Genomic DNA, 16,914 nt, shown 5'->3' with positions numbered 1-16,914 from the left:
TGAGTTCGCTGTGAATCCGTCGGGGCTCAGCTCGCCCGCCGGGCGCGCGCGGCCGCCTTCTTGGCGGCGGTCCGCGGCTTCGCCGCCTTCTTCGCGGTGGCGGTCGACGAGCGCGGCGTACGCCGGGTGGTCGGCTGCGAGGCCTCCCGACCGTCGAGCAGCGGCTTGAGGAACTGGCCGGTGTAGCTGCCGGGGTCGGCCGCGACGGTCTCGGGGGTGCCCTCCGCGACCACCATGCCGCCCCGGGACCCACCCTCGGGCCCCATGTCGACCAGCCAGTCCGCGGTCTTGATGACGTCGAGGTTGTGCTCGATGACCAGCACCGTGTTGCCCTGGTCGACGAGCCGGCCGAGGACCAGCAGCAGCTTGCGGATGTCCTCGAAGTGCAGCCCGGTGGTCGGCTCGTCGAGCACGTAGACGGTTCGTCCGGTGGAGCGCTTCTGGAGCTCCGAGGACAGCTTGACCCGCTGCGCCTCGCCGCCGGACAGCGTCGTCGCCGGCTGGCCGAGCCGGACGTAGCCGAGGCCCACCTCGACCAGCGTCTTCATGTGCCGCGCGATCGCCGGCACCGCCGCGAAGAACTCGGCGGCCTCCTCGATCGGCATGTCGAGGACCTCGGCGATGGTCTTGCCCTTGTAGTGCACCTCGAGCGTCTCGCGGTTGTAGCGCGCACCGTGGCAGACCTCGCACGGGACGTAGACGTCCGGCAGGAAGTTCATCTCGATCTTGATCGTGCCGTCGCCGGAGCAGGCCTCGCACCGGCCGCCCTTGACGTTGAACGAGAACCGGCCCTGGAGGTAGCCGCGCATCTTCGCCTCGGGGGTCGACGCGAACAGCTTGCGGATGTGGTCGAAGACCCCGGTGTAGGTGGCCGGGTTGGAGCGCGGGGTGCGCCCGATCGGCGACTGGTCGACGTGGATGACCTTGTCGACGTGCTCGAGCCCGGTGATCTTCTTGTGCCGGCCGGGCACCGCCCGGGCGTTGTAGATCTGCTTGGCCAGCGACGTGTAGAGGATGTCGTTGACCAGGGTGGACTTGCCGGAGCCGGAGACACCGGTGACCGCCACGAACAGGCCGAGCGGGAAGCTCACGTCGACGTCGCGCAGGTTGTGCTCGCGGGCGCCGACGACCGTGAGCTCGCGGCCCTTGGTGCGCGGGCGGCGCACGGCGGGCACCGGGATCTCGCGGCGGCCGGAGAGGTACTGCCCGGTCATCGAGTCCGGGTGCGCCAGCAGCCCCTCGACGCTGCCGCTGTGGACCACCTGACCGCCGTGCTCGCCCGCGCCCGGGCCGATGTCGACGACCCAGTCGGCGACCCGGATGGTGTCCTCGTCGTGCTCGACGACGATCAGGGTGTTGCCGAGGTCCTTGAGCCGCACCAGGGTCTCGATGAGCCGGTGGTTGTCGCGCTGGTGCAGGCCGATCGACGGCTCGTCGAGGACGTAGAGGACGCCGACCAGGCCGGCGCCGATCTGGGTCGCCAGCCGGATCCGCTGCGCCTCGCCGCCCGAGAGCGACCCCGAGGGTCGGTCCAGCGAGAGGTAGTCGAGGCCGACGTCGAGGAGGAAGTTCAGCCGCTCCTGGATCTCCTTGAGCACCCGCTCGCCGATCTGCCGCTCGCGCGGGCTCAGCTCGAGCTTGCGGAGGTAGTCGGCCGTCTCGTTGATCGGCATCGCGCAGACCTCGGCGATGTTCTTGCCGCCGGCCTCCTTCGCGCCGAGGGTGACCGCCACCGACACCGGCTTGAGCCGGCTGCCCCCGCAGGTCGGGCAGGGCACCTCGCGCATGAAGCCCTCGAAGCGCTCCCGGCTGACGTCGGACTCGGCCTCGCGGTGGCGGCGCTCGATGTAGGCGCGCACCCCCTCGAACTCCGCGTAGTAGGCGCGCTGGCGGCCGTAGCGGTTGCGGGTGACGACGTGCACCTTGGTGGGGTGGCCGTCGAGGACCGACCGCTGCTGCTTGGCGGTGAGGTCCTCCCACGGGGTGTTTAGGTCGAAGCCGAGCTCCTCCCCCAGCGCACCCAGGAGCCGCAGGAAGTAGTCGGCGACGTGCGCCTGGCTCCACGGCTGGATCGCGCCCTCGCCGAGGCTGGCCTGCGGGTTCGGCACGACCAGCTCGGGGTCGACCTCCATCCGGGTGCCGAGGCCGTGGCAGGCGGTGCAGGCGCCGAAGGGCGAGTTGAACGAGAACGACCGGGGCTCGAGCTCGTCGGTGTCGAGCGGGTGGTCGTTGGGGCACGACATCTTCTCGCTGAAGCGCACCTCGCGGTGCGGGTCCTGGGCGTCGAGGTCGACGAAGTCCAGCACCACCAGCCCACCCGCGAGCTGGAGGGCGGTCTCCACCGAGTCGGTGAGCCGGCGCTTGGCGGACTCCTTGACCGCGAGCCGGTCGACGACCACCTCGATGGTGTGCTTCTTCTGCTTGTCGAGCTTCGGCGGGTCGTCGAGCGTGGACGTCTCGCCGTTCACCCGGACCCGCGAGAACCCCTGCGTCTGGAGCTGCTTGAACAGCTCGACGTACTCGCCCTTGCGCCCGCGGATCACCGGGGCCAGCACCTGGAACCGCCGACCCTCCTCCATGGCGAGCACCCGGTCGACGATCTGCTGCGGCGTCTGCCGCTCGATCGGCGACCCGCAGACCGGGCAGTGCGGACGGCCGGCGCGCGCGTAGAGCAGGCGGAGGTAGTCGTAGACCTCGGTGATGGTGCCGACGGTCGAGCGCGGGTTCTTCGAGGTCGACTTCTGGTCGATCGAGACCGCGGGCGAGAGCCCCTCGATGAAGTCGACGTCGGGCTTGTCCATCTGGCCGAGGAACTGGCGGGCGTACGCCGACAGCGACTCGACGTAGCGACGCTGCCCCTCCGCGAAGATGGTGTCGAAGGCCAGCGAGGACTTCCCGGAGCCGGACAGCCCGGTGAAGACGATCAGGGAGTCACGTGGCAGGTCGATCGACACGTCCTTGAGGTTGTGCTCCCGGGCTCCCCGGACGATGAGCTGGTCCGCCACTGCCACTTCCCCTCGCTTCGAACACCTGTTCGCCATCCTAACCGGCGCGAACACAGCACAACCATCCAGGACGCGCGGGTGTTCCCCACGATCTCACGGGCCACCGACAGCGCCCGCGCGGCGCCGGGTCCGGCAGGATGGACGCCATGGACGACCCCACCGACCTCGTCGAGGCCACCCACCGGCTGGTCCGGACCGTCGACGCCCTCGACGACGCGCAGTACCCGGATCCGAGCTTCTGCACCGGCTGGAGCCGGGGGCACGTGGTCGCCCACCTGGCGCTCAACGCCGAGGGCCTCGCCGGGGCGCTCCGCGGGACCGTCGACGGCCACCCGGTGCCGATGTACCGGAGCCAGCAGACCCGCGACGCCGACATCGAGGCGCTCGCCCGCGAGCACCCGTCCGAGATCCGGGCCCGGCTGCTCGGTGCGACGAGCGAGCTGCACGACGCGATCGCCGCCGTTCCCGACGACCGGGGCGCGACGCCGATCGAGCGGGTGCTGGGCGGCGGCCCGGTGTTCACGGCTGCGGACGTGCCCTGGATGCGTGTGCGGGAGGTGGAGATCCACCACGCCGACCTCCTCGCGGGCTACGGCCGGGCCGACTGGCCCGCGGACTTCGCGGCGGCCCTCGTCGACGCGATGGTCGACCGTCCCGAGCCCCCGATGACGCTGCACGCCGTCGACCTCGACCGGACCTGGGAGACCGGCCCCGGCGGGCCGACCGTCTCCGGCACCGCCGCCGACCTCGGGTGGTGGCTCAGCGGCCGCGGTGACGGCAGCGACCTGACCAGCGACAGCGGCGTCCTGCCGCGGATCGGAGCATCCTGATGACCTACACCGGGCACGTGACCCCGGGCGGTGACCCCGACGTCCGGGAGCTGGCCGACCTGACGATCACCAAGGTCGCCGTCGACGAGCAGATGTCCAACAACTGCTACCTGCTGCGCTGCCGGTCCACCGGGGACCAGGTGCTGGTCGACGCGGCCGCCGAGCCTGGGCTGCTGATCGAGCTCGTCGGCGACGCCGGGCTGACGACCGTGGTCACCACCCACCAGCACTGGGACCACCACCGCGCCCTCGCCGAGGTCGTGGCGGCGACCGGGGCGGCCGTCGTCGCCGGCACCCCGGACGCCGCGGCGATCACCGAGCAGACCGGCGTCCCCGTCGACCGCCCGGTCGGCCAGGGCGACACGGTGGCCGTCGGCTCCTGCACCCTCGCGGTCATCGCGCTGGCGGGCCACACGCCAGGCTCGATCGCGCTGCTCTACGAGGACCCGGCCGGCACCCCGCACCTGTTCACCGGCGACTCCCTCTTCCCCGGCGGGGTCGGCAACACCTTCGGCGACGAGGCCGCCTTCGTCCGGCTCATCGACGAGGTCGAGACCAAGGTGTTCCAGCGGCTCCCCGACGACACGTGGTTCTACCCCGGCCACGGCGACGACAGCACGCTCGGCGCCGAGCGGCCGGCGCTCCCGGACTGGCGGGCCCGCGGCTGGTGACCGTCGGGCCGGCGTGAGAACGGCCCGCCCTCAGGCGCTCCTGCGCCAGTCGTCCTCGCCCGGGTCCCGGGGGCGGGTCGGGCGGTACGACGAGAGCCCGGGGCCGGCGATCGGCGGCAGGCGGTCGAACTGCTCGAGGTCGACGTCGTCGAGCGACGGCGTCGACCAGCTCTCCAGGTCGCCGGGGAAGGCGAGGTCGTTGGTGGCGGGGACCGCGTCGAGGTCGACGAGCTCGTCGACCGGCATCCCCGCGGGGACGGTGTCGTTCGCCAGCCGGGCGAAGAGGGCCAGCGCCTCCCAGTCCGGCGCACTGCCGGCGTCGAGGTGCTCGAGCAGGGCGTCCTCGGCGACCCCGGCGTCGACGACGGTCACGAGCTGTTGCACCCCGTGAGTGGCCGCCCACCGCCACATCGTGCGCGCGCCCAGCCGACGAGCGGTCGCCCGCTCCAGCACGCGCAGCACCGTGGCCGAGGGGATCGATCCCGAGAGCAGCAGGTTCTCCACGTCGAGGTAGTTGACCCGGTCGGGGTTCCGCACCAGCTGGCGGGAGCGGCGCTGCACGTCGCGTCGGCGGCTGAGGTCGTCGGCCGGCCGGGTCGTCGCGGCGACGGCCGCCCAGCCCGCCAGGGTCACGCAGATCAAGCACAGTCCGAGAAACATGGCTCATCCCTCCGGAAGACCCGAGACCCGCACGGCGCCGGCGCGGCCGGCGTCGGTCGCGACCCGGGGGTGGTCGCTTCATGGACGAGCGTCAAACTTCCCCGGTCGACCGGTCGTTACGCATTCCGGTCGTCCGGTATGGACCCCCGGACTGGACCACGGGTCAGTGGTAGGTCACCTTCACGACGTCCGTGACCGGGACCGACTGGCACCCCAGACGGATGCCGTCGGCGAGGTCCTCGTCGTCCAGGACGTCGTTGTGGAGCATCTTCACCTCGCCCTCGAGCAGCCGGATCGCGCAGGCGGAGCACTCCCCCTCACGGCACGAGTACGGCGCCCGCACCCCCTTGGACTCCAGGTGGTCGAGCAGCTTCGTGCCCGGCGCCCAGTCGTCGAAGGCGTAGTCCTGGCCGTCGAGCTCGACCTCGAGCCGCACCGGTCCCTGCGGCTGCGTCCCGTCGTCGGCGGTCGGCCCGGTGTCGTCCAGGTCCCGGTCGGCGTCCTCGATCTCGTGCTCGGCGACCTCGCGGTCGTGCAGGTCGCCGAACGGGTTGCCGCCGAGCGAGACGAACTTCTCCTGGTGCCGGCGCTCGCGCGGGAAGCCGAGCTCCTTCAGCGCCGCGACGGCGAGCCTCATGAACGGCGCCGGGCCGCACGCGAACGCGTCGTACGACGTGTAGGCGGACGCGAACGCACGGACCTGGTCCTGGCTGGGCAGCCCCTGAACGGTCTCGAGCCAGTGGACGACGAGCAGGCGGTCGGGGTGCTCGGCCGCGAGCCGGGTCAGCTCCCCGGCGAAGATGACCGAGCGCTCGTCGCGGTTGGCGTAGAACAGCACGATCCGGCCGGTGCCCTGCGCGAGCGCGGTCCGGATGATCGACATGACCGGGGTGATGCCGCTGCCGCCGGCGAACATCAGCAGGTCGGCGCTCAGGGAGGCGGGGGTGAAGATGCCGCTCGGCGGCAGCACCCGGATCGAGTCGCCCTCGCGCAGCTGGTCGCAGATCCAGTTGGACGCGTAGCCGTCGGCCGTCCGCTTGACCGTGATCGTGAGCGGTCCGCCGCCGATCGGGCTGCTCGACAACGAGTAGCAGCGCGCGGCGACGCCGGTCCGGTCGCTGGGCACGGCGAGGGTGAGGAACTGTCCGGGTTTGTACGCGAACAGCTCCTCGGCACCGGCCGGGACCTCGAAGGACACCGAGTGCGCGTCGGCCGTCTCCTCGACGACGTCCACGACCTTCAGCTCGAAGGACTCCTCTGTCATCGACTCAGTAACCGTCCTCGGCCCCGATGGTCACGCGCCCCTCGCGCACCGCGGCCTCGATGCTCGCCGCCATCCGGGGGCACGCGGGGTGCGCCTCCCGACCGGTGGTGCGCCGGGACAGCTCCGGGCAGTGCGCCCGGGCCTCGCCCGTCCACTGGATGGAGGTGTGGTGCTCGCTGTTCTTCTTCACGCCGACCGTCGCGAGGCAGTCGAGGCAGGCGACCTCGACCAGGCGGGCACGGGTGTAGAGCCGCTGGTCCTCGAGCGTCTCGTCGCTGGTCGGGACGAAGGAGGCCATCGGCTCAGGTCCCCGTCATGATCTGCGGGGAGTCCGCGGTCGCGGACTCCTCCTCCGCCTTCTTGCGGAGGTTCTCCGCGACCTCGTCCTGCCAGAACTCGTTGGCCTTCGTGGTGTCGACCTCGAACTCGAAGCGGTCGACCATCTCCGGCTGGACGTCGGCGCGGTCGACGTAGAACTGCTCGTACCAGCGGCGCAGCTGGTAGACGGGGCCGTCCTCCTCGCAGAGCAACGGGTTCTGGACCGGCACCTTGTTCTTCCAGATGTGGACGTCCTGGAGGAACCCCTCGCCGAACATCTGGGCGTACTTCTCCGAGATGAGCTGGGCGGTCGCGTCGTCGAGGCCCTCGGGCTTCTTGACCGTGATGCCGTACTGGAGCGTGAACGAGTCCGGCCCGGTCGGGATGTGGCAGTTGATGAGGATGACCTCGGTCTGGAAGCCCTTGTAGTCGACGTCGAGCCAGTTGATCATGTACGCCGGCCCGTAGTAGGTGGCCTCGGACTTGAGGAACAGCTCGGCGCTGCCGTAGCCGCCGGCCTTGTCGGGGCGGCCCTTGGACTCCATGAACTGGGTCGCCTGGGTGCCCTCGAAGACGTTGCGGAAGCTGGTCGGGAACGAGAAGTGCACGTAGTAGAAGTGCGCCATGTCGACGACGTTGTCGATCAGCTCCCGGCAGTGCGAGTCGGTGATCGGCACGACCTCCCACGACCAGTCGGTGTACTCGCCCTCGGCGAGCCCCGGGAGCTCCGGGGGGAGGATGTCGAGGTCGGGCTCGGAGCCCTCGACGTCGTGCCAGACCAGGACCTGGTCGTTGCGCACGACCACCGGGTAGCGCTGGGTGCGGGCCCGCAGCGGCACCCGTCGGGCGTAGGGGATCTGCTTGCACTTGCCGTCGCCGCCCCAGCGCCAGTCGTGGAAGGGGCACGCGACCTCGTCGCCCTTGACCTCGCCCTGGGTCAGGTCACCGCCCATGTGCCGGCAGAAGCCGTCGAGGACGTGGATCTCGCCGTGGGAGTCGGCCCAGACGACGAGCTTGCCGCCGAACGCCTCGATCCCGTGCGGCTTGCCGTCCCGGAACGTCTCCGCGAGGCCCAGGCAGTGCCAACCGCGCGCGAACCGCGTCGGCGGCGTGCCCTGGTCCAGGGCGCGTGCGCCGCCGGGCGCAGGGATGCGGGTGTCGCTCATGGCCGTCCTCCAGACCTGTCGACCGAAACTTAGAACAGGTTATAGTTTTCCGTGCTGCCATGCCAGCACGGGAGAGCCCCGACACCAAGCCCGGGAGAAAGCAGAGTCCCATGCACATCGCCCTGACGCCCGAGCAGGAACGCCTGCGCGAGGAGCTCCGCGAGTACTTCGCCGCGCTGGTGACGCCCGAGGTGCGGGCCGGGCTCTCGTCGGCGACCGGCGAGTTCGGCGACACCCAGGTCTACAAGGACGTCATCCGCCAGCTGGGCACCGACGGCTGGCTGGGCATCGGCTGGCCGACGGAGTACGGCGGCCAGGCCCGGTCGATGACCGACCAACTGATCTTCACCGACGCGGCCGCGGTGGCCGGCGTCCCGGTGCCCTACCTGACGCTCAACACCGTCGGCCCGACGATCATGCGCTACGGCACCGACGAGCAGCGGGAGTACTTCCTCCCCCGCATCCTGCGCGGCGAGCTGCACTTCTCGATCGGCTACTCCGAGCCCGGGTCCGGCACCGACCTCGCCTCGCTGCGGACCCGCGCGGTGCGCGAGGGCGACGAGTGGGTCATCAACGGCCAGAAGATGTGGACCTCGCTGATCCAGTACGCCGACTGGATCTGGCTCGCCTGCCGCACCGACCCGGACCTGCCGCGGCACAAGGGCCTCTCGATGATCCTGGTCCCGGCCGACGCGCCCGGCTTCTCCTACACGCCGGTGCACACGGTCGCGGGGGTGAGCACCAGCGCGACGTACTACGAGGACGTGCGGGTGCCGGCCGGCAACCTGGTCGGCGAGCTCAACGGCGGCTGGTCCCTGATGACCAACCAGCTCAACCACGAGCGGGTGGCACTGACCTCGGCCGCTCCCCTGACCCAGTCGATCGACCTCGTCCGCCGCTGGGCCCAGGAGACGAAGAACCCCGACGGCCAGCGGGTGATCGACGCCGAGTGGGTGCAGATCGCGCTCGGCCGGGCGCACGCCCGCACCGAGGCCCTGCGGCTGATCAACTGGAAGCTCGCCGCCGACGCCGACGCCGGCGTCGACCTGTCCCCCGCCGAGGCGTCGGCCACCAAGATCTACGGCTCCGAGCTCGCGACCGAGGTCTACCGCTCGCTGATGGAGGTCGTCGGCCCGAACGCCGGCGTCACCGGCGACTCCGACGGCGCGGTGCTCCAGGGTCGGCTCGAGCGCTTCTACCGGTCCGCGCTGGTGATGACCTTCGGCGGCGGCACCAACGAGATCCAGCGCGACATCATCGGGTACGTCGGCCTCGGCCTCCCCGCCGCGAAGCGCTGAGAACGAGGAGACGACATGGACTTCCGGTTCACCCAGGAGCAGGACGAGGCCGGCGAGCTCGCGGCCGGCCTCCTGCGCGACCGCGCCACCAACGAGCGGATGAAGGCCGTCGAGGCGGACGGCGACCGCTTCGACCGCGACCTGTGGGCCGCCCTGGGCGAGGCGGGCCTGCTCGGCCTCGCGCTGCCCGAGGAGCACGACGGCGCCGGGCTCGGCCTCGTCGAGCTGTGCCGGGTGCTGGTCGAGGTGGGTCGCACGGTCGCGCCCGTGCCCCTGGCGGCGCACGGCCCGGCCTCCCGGCTGCTCGCCGAGCTCGGCTCCGAGGAGCAACAGCAGCGCTGGCTGTCCGGTGCCGCGACCGGCGCGGTGGTGCTCGCGCCCGCGGTGGCCGAGGAACGTGCCTGGGCGCCCGCGCGGCCGACGACGACCGCGACCCCGGAGGAGTCGGCCGCGGGCGACGCCTACCGGCTGACGGGCAGCAAAGCCGTCGTACCGGCCGGGCCGTACGCCGACGCGTTCCTCGTCCCGGCCGAGACCCCGTCCGGGGTCGGGGTCTTCCTGGTCGAGCCCGGTGACGCCGGCGTCACGGTCGTCGCCCAGCGGTCCTCCGACCGGGACGCCGTCGCGCGCCTCGACCTGGACGGCGCCGTGCTGGGGGCCGACCGGCTGGTCGGGCCCGCCGACGGGTCGGCCGACGACCGGCTGCGCCAGCTGGTGCTGTTGGCGGGGGCCGCCGAGCAGCTCGGGATCACCGAGGGAGCGCTGCGGCTGACGTCGTCGTACGCGAAGACGCGCGAGCAGTTCGGCCGGCCGATCGGGACGTTCCAGGCGGTCTCGCAGCGGCTCGCCGACGGCTACATCGACGTGCTCGGCCAGCGGCTCACGCTGTGGCAGGCCGCCTGGCGGCTCGAGGAGGGACTGCCGGCCGACACCGAGGTCGCGATCGCGAAGCTGTGGGCGGCCGACGCCGGCCACCGGCTCGCCCACACGACCGTCCACGTCCACGGCGGCGTCGGCATCGACCTCGACGGGGAGGCGCACCGCTACTTCACCAGCGCCAAGCGGTTCGAGTTCCTGCACGGCGGGGCGACCGAGCAGGCGCTCACGATCGGACGGGCGCTGGCGGCCGAGCCGGCGTGATGCTTCGCGCGGTGGTCTCGTTGCTCAGGCGCCGGAGCGCCTTCGCACCTCGACCGCCGACACACGGTGGTTGAGGTGCGAGGAGCGTCAGCGACGAGCCTCGAGACCACCCCACCGATGCCGACCGTCCGCGAGCAGCTGCTGGCGCGGCGCGGCGACGACCACCCCGGGCTGGTGTTCGAGGACGAGACCTGGACCTACGACGAGGTCGTGCGGGAGTCCTGCGTGCGCTCGGCCGTGCTGTCGGCGCTGCTCGACCCCGACCTCCCTCCCCACGTCGGGGTGCTGCTCGAGAACGTCCCGGAGTTTCTCTTCCTCCTCGGCGGCGCCGCGCTGGGCGGCCAGGTCGTCGTCGGGCTCAACCCGACCCGGCGCGGACCGGCGCTCGCGGCGGACGTCGCGCGCGCCGACGTCCAGCTCGTCGTGACCGACGCCGCCCATGCCGACCTGCTGGCCGATGTCGACGTGCCGGTCCTGCCGCTGGACTGCCCCGACTGGGCGGCGCTCGTCGAGGAGCACGCCGGCGCCGCCGTCCCGGACGTCGAGGTCGGGCCGGACGACCTGATGATGCTGATCTTCACGTCGGGGACGTCCGGCGACCCGAAGGCGGTCAACGTCACCCAGGCGAAGGTCGCCCACCCGGGCCGGTTCCTCGCGGAGCGGTTCGGGCTCGGCCCCGACGACGTCGCCTACCTGTCGATGCCGCTGTTCCACTCCAACGCGGTCATGGCCGGGTGGGGGCCGGCGCTGGCCGCGGGCGCGACGGTGGCGCTCGCCCGGCGGTTCTCCGCGTCCGGCTTCCTGCCGGACGTGCGCCGGTACGGCGCGACGTACGCCAACTACGTCGGCAAGCCGCTGACCTACGTGATGGCCACGCCGGAGCGGCCCGACGACGCGGACAACCCGCTGCGCCTGGTGTTCGGCAACGAGGCCAACGACCGCGACATCGCGGGGTTCGGCCGGCGGTTCGGGTGCACGGTCGTCGACTCCTACTCCTCCACCGAGAACGCCGTCGTCGTCCAGCGGGTGCCGGACATGCCGCCCGGGAGCCTGGGCCGCCCGCTCGACGGCGTGAAGGTGCTCGACCCCGTCACCGAGGAGGAGACGCCCGACGCCGTGTTCGACGCGGCGGGCGTGCTGCTCAACGCCGAGGAGGCGACCGGCGAGCTCGTCAACACGCTCGGCGCGGGCGCGTTCGCCGGCTACTACCGCGATCCCGACGCCGAGGCCGAGCGGATGCGCGGCGGCAGGTACTGGTCCGGCGACCTGGCCTACCGCGACGCCGCCGGGTTCGTGTACTTCGCCGGGCGCACCGCCGACTGGCTCCGCGTCGACGGCGAGAACCTCGCCGCCGCACCGGTCGAGCGGATCCTGCTGCGCCACCCGGCCGTCGCGGAGGCGGCGGTCTACGCCGTGCCCGACGACTCCGTCGGCGACCAGGTGATGGCGGCGCTGGTCGTCCGGGGCCCGCTGTCGCCGGCCGGCCTCGAGGAGTTCCTCGCCGCCCAGCCGGACCTCTCCCCCAAGGCCTGGCCGCGCTTCGTCCGGGTGGTCGGCACGCTCCCGCGCACGGCGACCAACAAGGTCCTCAAGCGGGAGCTCGCCGCGGAGGGCCCGGTCGCCGGCGACGGCGTGCTCTGGACCCGCGCGGCCCGCGGGACGTCGTACGCCTAGCGCGTCCGCCGGGCCGCTGCTGTTGCCGCTGCTGTTGTCGCTGCCGGCGCGTCGGCTGCTGCGGGTGGTGAACCGGCGACCACCGGCGACGGGGTACGCCGACGTCGCGGGAGCGCGGGACGTCGTCGGCCCTCACCCGTCCGGCGCCGGGGAGTCGGCGGTGTCGGCGTCGGTGAACGGCGTGCCGCCGCCGAAGGAGTCGCTGACCTGCGCCGCGTCCAGGACACGGTACGGCGCGGGCGCGCTCGCCGCGCGCCGGCGGAGGGCGTCGACGGGGACCGGGCCCCGCGACGCGACGACCACGAGGTTGCCCAGGCGCCGGGCCCGCAGCGTCGCCGGCTCGGCGGTCAGCATCACCTGGTCGAAGACCGTGCGCACGCCGGCGACGGCCCGGCGCGCCCAGGGGAACGGCGCCCGGTCGGTGAGGTTGAGGACGAGCAGCCCGTCGTGGTCGAGCACGCGCGCCGCCTCGCGGAAGCACTCGACGGTCACCAGGTCCCCCGGCACCCGGGCGTCGGCGAACGCGTCGACGACGACCACCTCCGCGTGGTCGTCGCGGAGCTCGGCGAGGCCCCGGCGCCCGTCGCGGGGGCGCACCTTGATGCCGCTGCGCGGCGGCAGCGGCAGCTCGACCCGCACCAGCTCGGTCACGGCGGCGTCGGGCTCGAGGACGACCTGGGCCGACCGCGGCCGGGACGCGGCGACGTACCTCGGAAGCGTCATCGCCGCGCCGCCGACGTGGACCACCCGGACCGGTGCGCCACCCGGGGCGCACGCGTCGAGCACGTCGCCGATGCGGCGCACGTACTCGAACTCGAGGTGCAGCGGGTGGCGCAGGTCGACGTGCGACTGGCTCGCGCCGGCCATGCGCAGCACGAACGCCCCGGGCCGCCCGCCCGGCACGATCTCGCAGCCGTCACCACCCGCACCCTCCACCCCGGCACCGTACGATGCCGCGGTGCTCAGCGCCTCCGACCCGCTCCCACGCCGCCCGGAGCGGATCGCCGTCGCCGGCGTCTCGGGGTCGGGCAAGAGCACCCTCGCCCGCCGGATCGGTGCCCTGCTCGACCTGCCCTACACCGAGATGGACGCGCTGCACCACGGCCCGGGCTGGACCCGGCGCCCCGAGTTCGAGGCGGACGTCGCCGCGTTCCTGGCGGTCGGCCGCTGGGTGACCGAGTGGCAGTACGACGACGCCCGGCCGCTGCTGACCGCGCAGGCCGACCTGCTGGTCTGGCTCGACCCCCCGTTCCCGGTGACGCTGGGCCGCGTCGTCCGACGCACCGTCGGCCGGCGGTGGCGCCGCGAGGAGCTCTGGAACGGCAACCGGGAGGCTCCGCTGCACACGGTCCTCACCGACCGCGAGCACATCGTCCGATGGGCGATCAGCACGCGCCACCTCTACGACGAGCGGATCCCGGCGGTGTGCGCCGCCCGACCGGACCTGCCGGTCGTCCACCTGCGCCACCGGCGCGACGTGGAGCGCTGGTTGGACGGAGTCCTCGCGCCGCTGGCCTGAGGCAGCCGGTCAGAGCACCAGGACCCGACCGGCGACCACGAGGTGCACCTCCCCGCAGGCGGCCGCGAAGCGCTGGTTGAGGGTGCCGAGCAGCTCGCGGTACAGCCGCCCGGACCGGTGCTCGGGCACGATCCCCAACCCCACCTCGCTGGTCACCAGGACCCGGTCCTCGGTCGTCCCCTCGAGGGCCGCGAGCGCGGCAGCGGTCTCCTCGTCGACGTACGCCGTCACGTCCTCGACCCGCGCGTCCCAGAGCCCGGCCTCGTCGAGGAGCCGGGTCAGCCAGGTGTCGAGCGAGTCGACCAGCACCGGACCGGGGATCCACAGCGCCTCGGCCAGGTCGCCGGTCTCGTGGGTCGTCCAGGTGACGGGACGCCGGGAGCGCAGCTCGGCCAGCCGGACGGCGAACTCGGCCTCGTCGTGCACCGGCCCGGGCAGGACGTAGGTGAGGTCGTCGCGGGAGGCGAGCAGCTCCTCGGCGTGCAGCGACCTGCCGGACCGGACGCCTCCGGTGACGAGCGTCCTCACGACCGGTCCCCCCACGACGACCCGGGGGCGAGCAGCGGCAGGCCGGGCGGCGCCCCCGCGACGGCCAGCCCGTGCAGCGCCTCGAGGTCGAGGTGCTCCTCGACCAGGTCGGCCAGCAGCTCCAGGCGCCGCTCGCGGGCGGCGGCGAAGCTCACGCCCGAGGGCTCCCAGGTCGTGCCGGCGAGGACGGCGACCTCGGCGAGGAAGGCGGCCCGGAACCCGTCGGACTCGAGGCTGCCGTGCCACATCGTGCCGAGCACGTGCTCGGCGCGGGCCCCGCCGAGGAGCTCCTCGACGCCCGCGCCGCGGGTCACCCGGCCGTGGTGGATCTCGTACCCCGTAGCGGGCGCCCCGAGGGCGGCGCCCCGAGGCAGCCGGAGCACCTTCTCGGGGACGAAGTCGGTGCGGACGTCGAGCAGCCCGAGCCCGTCGACCTCGCCGGGAGGACCCTCGACGCCGGCAGGGTCGGCGATCGTCCGGCCGAGCATCTGGAATCCTCCGCAGATGCCCAGCACCGGGCGTCCGGCCGCGGCGTGCGCCCGCACCGCGCGGTCCAGGCCCCGCTCGCGCAGCCAGGCGAGGTCGGCCCGGGTCGCCCGGGTGCCGGGCAGCACGACGAGGTCGGCGTCGACCAGCGAGCGCGGGTCGGCGGTGAACACGACGTCCACACCGGGCTCGAGGCCCAGCGCGTCGACGTCGGTCAGGTTGCTGATCCGCGGGAGCCGGACGACCACGACCCGCAGCGTCGCCGGCTCGTCGCGGACCCGACGGGCGTCGAGGTCGAGGGCGTCCTCGGAGTCCAGCCAGAGATCGGGGTGCCACGGCAGCACGCCGTGCACCGGCCGGCCGGTCAGGTCCGCGAGCTGGGCCAGGCCCGGCTCGAGGAGCCCCCGGTCGCCCCGGAACTTGTTGACCACGAAGCCCGCGACGAGCCGCTGGTCCGCCGGCTCGAGGAGCGCGAGGGTGCCGTACATCGCGGCGAACAGGCCACCACGGTCGATGTCGCCGACCACGACCGTGGGCAGGCCCGCGTGCCGCGCCAGGCCGAGGTTCACGTAGTCGCTGCTGCGCAGGTTGATCTCGGTCGGGCTGCCCGCCCCCTCGGCGACGACCACGTCGTAGCGCGACGCGAGGTCGTCGAAGGCGTCGTACGCCGCCCGGGCCAGGTGCCGGCGACCGTCGACGAAGTCCGTGGCGGACACGGTGCCCGCCGGCCGACCCATCACCACGACGTGGCTGCGCAGGTCGCTCCCCGGCTTGAGCAGGACCGGGTTCATCGCCGCCTCCGGCTCCGCGCGCGCGGCCAGCGCCTGCACCCACTGCGCGCGACCGATCTCGGCGGTCCCGTGGACCGCGTCTCCGCAGACCATCGAGTTGTTCGACATGTTCTGCGCCTTGAACGGGGCCACCTTCACCCCGGCACGGGCGAGCGCACGGCAGATCCCGGTGGTGACGACGGTCTTGCCGGCGTCCGAGGACGTGCCGGCGACGAGCAGCCCGCTCACGCGGCCGCCCGACGACGAGGGGTACGACGAGGGGTACGGCGAGGGGTACGGCGAGGGGTGTGCCGGGGCGCTCGAGGATCCATCGGGGTCGATGGTGCCAGCCCGGAGGGGTCCCCGTCCCTCGGGTCCTTGGTCCCGCACCTCTCGGGACCCGCGGCCCTGCCGTCGCGCCGGCGCCGGTTGGGACCGTGACGGCAGACCGCCACCAGGCGACGACTCGCCGGACCCGCCGACGGAGGACCCCATGCCCGCCCAGTACGACGGCAACAACTACGTGATGACCCAGACCGACACGATGTGGTGGGTCACGTTCCTCAGCATCGTGATCGTCCTGACCTTCGCGCTGCTCTGCCTCTACCTGTGGCAGGTCTACCGGGCCTGCGAGACCACCCTCGACCACAGCGCGGATAGGGTCGACGCACCGGAAGCGGTCGAGGGGGTCCTGGATGCCGACGTGGCACGCGACGGTGGAGACCGCGAGCTGGCTCACGCCGGTGCTGGTCCGGGTGGTGCTGCGGGGTGATGGCCTGGCGGGCTTCGCGATGCCCGACGCCACCGACGCCTACGTCAACGTCGCGATCCCGCCGCAGGACGCCCCCTACGGCCCGGTCTTCGTGCCGGCCGAGGTGCGCGAGCACCATCCCGAGGAGCTCTGGCCGGCCCGCCGGCGCTACACGGTGCGCCGCTGGGAGCCGGCGTCGGGCCGGCTGACGCTCGACGTCGTCGTCCACGGCGACGAGGGCGTGGGCGGCCCCTGGGCCGCTCGGGCGGAGGCCGGGGACGTCCTCGTGCTCGAGGGTCCCGGGGGCGGGTACCGACCCGACCCCGACGCCGACTGGCATCTCCTCGTCGGTGACGAGTCCGCGCTGCCCGCGATCGCAGCCTCGCTCGAGGCGGTCCCGGCGGGGCGCCGGGCCGTGGTGCGGCTGGTGTGCGACGGCCCCGACCACGAGGTCGACCTGCCCTCCCCCGCCGACCTGGACGTCGGGTGGCTGCACCGCTCGGGAGATCCCGGGACCGACGGCACCCTGCTCCTCCACGCGCTCGAGGAGCTGGACCTGCCCGCGGGCCGGGTGCACGCGTTCGTCCACGGCGAGGCGGACGAGGTCCGGGGGATCCGCCGGCACCTGCTGACCGACCGCGGGATCGCCCGCGCGGACATGTCCTGCTCGCCGTACTGGCGGCGCACGATGACCGACGAGGCGTGGCGCCGGGTCAAGCGCGACTTCGTCGCGCAGATGGACGCCGAGGTCGGCACCGGAGCCGCCTGACCGCGGCCGAAAGTCACCCGCAACGGGCCAACGGCCCACCTCCGCGGGCCGCTAGCGTCGCGGCC

At 73.1% G+C, this 16,914-nt stretch carries 16 protein-coding genes; 8 read left to right on the top strand and 8 right to left on the bottom strand.

The window, feature by feature from the left end; translation table 11 throughout:
• Positions 1–26: 26 nt before the first annotated feature.
• Positions 27–3,005, bottom strand: a complete 2,979-nt coding sequence (uvrA, locus tag ACILQ5_RS10235) for an excinuclease ABC subunit UvrA (protein ID WP_395657894.1) — start codon at positions 3,003–3,005, stop codon at positions 27–29.
• A gap of 146 nt (positions 3,006–3,151) precedes the next feature.
• On the opposite strand from uvrA, the gene ACILQ5_RS10230 reads away from it, so the two are divergent.
• Both ACILQ5_RS10230 and ACILQ5_RS10225 read left to right on the top strand, forming a co-directional pair.
• Complete coding sequence (locus tag ACILQ5_RS10230; protein WP_395657893.1) at positions 3,152–3,835, top strand: maleylpyruvate isomerase family mycothiol-dependent enzyme; 684 nt, start codon at positions 3,152–3,154, stop codon at positions 3,833–3,835.
• Entirely contained in the window at positions 3,835–4,506 is a 672-nt protein-coding gene (locus tag ACILQ5_RS10225; protein ID WP_395657892.1) for an MBL fold metallo-hydrolase, read from the top strand. Before ACILQ5_RS10230 ends, ACILQ5_RS10225 begins: the two co-directional genes overlap by 1 nt.
• A 30-nt stretch (positions 4,507–4,536) precedes the next feature.
• On the opposite strand, the gene ACILQ5_RS10220 is transcribed toward ACILQ5_RS10225, so the two are convergent.
• The 4 genes from ACILQ5_RS10220 to ACILQ5_RS10205 form a co-directional block, all read right to left on the bottom strand.
• Positions 4,537–5,166, bottom strand: a complete 630-nt coding sequence (locus tag ACILQ5_RS10220) for a hypothetical protein (protein ID WP_395657891.1) — start codon at positions 5,164–5,166, stop codon at positions 4,537–4,539.
• Positions 5,167–5,329: 163 nt separating this feature from the next.
• A complete protein-coding gene (locus ACILQ5_RS10215; RefSeq protein ID WP_395657890.1) occupies positions 5,330–6,430 on the bottom strand; it encodes a 2Fe-2S iron-sulfur cluster-binding protein in 1,101 nt (366 codons plus the stop codon).
• Positions 6,431–6,434: 4 nt separating this feature from the next.
• A complete protein-coding gene (locus ACILQ5_RS10210) occupies positions 6,435–6,728 on the bottom strand; it encodes a hypothetical protein (protein WP_395657889.1) in 294 nt (97 codons plus the stop codon).
• Positions 6,729–6,732: 4 nt separating this feature from the next.
• The gene (locus tag ACILQ5_RS10205; protein WP_395657888.1) at positions 6,733–7,914 is read right to left on the bottom strand and encodes a Rieske 2Fe-2S domain-containing protein; all 1,182 of its coding nucleotides are present in this window, start codon (positions 7,912–7,914) and stop codon (positions 6,733–6,735) included.
• 110 nt (positions 7,915–8,024) lie between these two features.
• On the opposite strand from ACILQ5_RS10205, the gene ACILQ5_RS10200 reads away from it, so the two are divergent.
• From ACILQ5_RS10200 to ACILQ5_RS10190, 3 genes are all read left to right on the top strand, one after another.
• A complete protein-coding gene (locus ACILQ5_RS10200) occupies positions 8,025–9,212 on the top strand; it encodes an acyl-CoA dehydrogenase family protein (RefSeq protein ID WP_395657887.1) in 1,188 nt (395 codons plus the stop codon).
• A 15-nt stretch (positions 9,213–9,227) separates the two neighbouring features.
• On the top strand, positions 9,228–10,352 hold the full coding sequence (locus ACILQ5_RS10195) for an acyl-CoA dehydrogenase family protein (protein WP_395657886.1): 1,125 nt from the start codon (positions 9,228–9,230) through the stop codon (positions 10,350–10,352).
• A gap of 75 nt (positions 10,353–10,427) precedes the next feature.
• Complete coding sequence (locus ACILQ5_RS10190; RefSeq protein ID WP_395657885.1) at positions 10,428–12,026, top strand: long-chain-fatty-acid--CoA ligase; 1,599 nt, start codon at positions 10,428–10,430, stop codon at positions 12,024–12,026.
• Positions 12,027–12,158: 132 nt separating this feature from the next.
• On the opposite strand, the gene ACILQ5_RS10185 is transcribed toward ACILQ5_RS10190, so the two are convergent.
• A complete protein-coding gene (locus tag ACILQ5_RS10185) occupies positions 12,159–12,893 on the bottom strand; it encodes a spermidine synthase (RefSeq protein ID WP_395658045.1) in 735 nt (244 codons plus the stop codon).
• A gap of 91 nt (positions 12,894–12,984) precedes the next feature.
• Here ACILQ5_RS10185 and ACILQ5_RS10180 point away from each other — a divergent pair, with 91 nt between their 5' ends.
• Positions 12,985–13,545 carry an AAA family ATPase gene (locus ACILQ5_RS10180; RefSeq protein WP_395657884.1) on the top strand — a complete coding sequence of 187 codons (561 nt, stop codon included), beginning with the start codon at positions 12,985–12,987 and terminating at the stop codon, positions 13,543–13,545.
• Positions 13,546–13,554: 9 nt separating this feature from the next.
• On the opposite strand, the gene ACILQ5_RS10175 is transcribed toward ACILQ5_RS10180, so the two are convergent.
• Together ACILQ5_RS10175 and ACILQ5_RS10170 are read right to left on the bottom strand one after the other, a co-directional pair.
• Positions 13,555–14,073, bottom strand: a complete 519-nt coding sequence (locus ACILQ5_RS10175; protein WP_395657883.1) for a bifunctional adenosylcobinamide kinase/adenosylcobinamide-phosphate guanylyltransferase — start codon at positions 14,071–14,073, stop codon at positions 13,555–13,557.
• The gene (locus ACILQ5_RS10170) at positions 14,070–15,578 is read right to left on the bottom strand and encodes a cobyric acid synthase (RefSeq protein WP_395657882.1); all 1,509 of its coding nucleotides are present in this window, start codon (positions 15,576–15,578) and stop codon (positions 14,070–14,072) included. The genes ACILQ5_RS10175 and ACILQ5_RS10170 overlap by 4 nt, the downstream gene beginning before the upstream one ends.
• Positions 15,579–15,822: 244 nt before the next feature.
• On the opposite strand from ACILQ5_RS10170, the gene ACILQ5_RS10165 reads away from it, so the two are divergent.
• Complete coding sequence (locus tag ACILQ5_RS10165) at positions 15,823–16,101, top strand: hypothetical protein (protein WP_395657881.1); 279 nt, start codon at positions 15,823–15,825, stop codon at positions 16,099–16,101.
• Positions 16,025–16,849, top strand: a complete 825-nt coding sequence (locus tag ACILQ5_RS10160) for a siderophore-interacting protein (RefSeq protein ID WP_395657880.1) — start codon at positions 16,025–16,027, stop codon at positions 16,847–16,849. Before ACILQ5_RS10165 ends, ACILQ5_RS10160 begins: the two co-directional genes overlap by 77 nt.
• The last annotated feature ends 65 nt before the right edge of the window (positions 16,850–16,914 follow it).

This window comes from Nocardioides sp. (assembly GCF_044226305.1).
Classification (GTDB): Bacteria; Actinomycetota; Actinomycetes; order Propionibacteriales; family Nocardioidaceae; genus Nocardioides.
Note: the sequence above shows the minus strand (reverse complement) of the source record. Positions and strands in the feature narration are given on the sequence as shown.

What these genes read in the sequence shown, in the direction of transcription:
- ACILQ5_RS10205 (WP_395657888.1), bottom strand. Translation starts at nt 7,914, where the DNA reads ATGAGCGACACCCGCATCCCTGCGCCCGGCGGCGCACGCGCCCTGGAC.
- ACILQ5_RS10195 (WP_395657886.1), top strand. Translation starts at nt 9,228, where the DNA reads ATGGACTTCCGGTTCACCCAGGAGCAGGACGAGGCCGGCGAGCTCGCG.
- ACILQ5_RS10185 (WP_395658045.1), bottom strand. Translation starts at nt 12,893, where the DNA reads ATGGCCGGCGCGAGCCAGTCGCACGTCGACCTGCGCCACCCGCTGCAC.
- ACILQ5_RS10225 (WP_395657892.1), top strand. Translation starts at nt 3,835, where the DNA reads ATGACCTACACCGGGCACGTGACCCCGGGCGGTGACCCCGACGTCCGG.
- ACILQ5_RS10210 (WP_395657889.1), bottom strand. Translation starts at nt 6,728, where the DNA reads ATGGCCTCCTTCGTCCCGACCAGCGACGAGACGCTCGAGGACCAGCGG.
- ACILQ5_RS10220 (WP_395657891.1), bottom strand. Translation starts at nt 5,166, where the DNA reads ATGTTTCTCGGACTGTGCTTGATCTGCGTGACCCTGGCGGGCTGGGCG.
- ACILQ5_RS10215 (WP_395657890.1), bottom strand. Translation starts at nt 6,430, where the DNA reads ATGACAGAGGAGTCCTTCGAGCTGAAGGTCGTGGACGTCGTCGAGGAG.
- ACILQ5_RS10160 (WP_395657880.1), top strand. Translation starts at nt 16,025, where the DNA reads ATGCCGACGTGGCACGCGACGGTGGAGACCGCGAGCTGGCTCACGCCG.
- ACILQ5_RS10165 (WP_395657881.1), top strand. Translation starts at nt 15,823, where the DNA reads ATGCCCGCCCAGTACGACGGCAACAACTACGTGATGACCCAGACCGAC.
- ACILQ5_RS10200 (WP_395657887.1), top strand. Translation starts at nt 8,025, where the DNA reads ATGCACATCGCCCTGACGCCCGAGCAGGAACGCCTGCGCGAGGAGCTC.
- ACILQ5_RS10230 (WP_395657893.1), top strand. Translation starts at nt 3,152, where the DNA reads ATGGACGACCCCACCGACCTCGTCGAGGCCACCCACCGGCTGGTCCGG.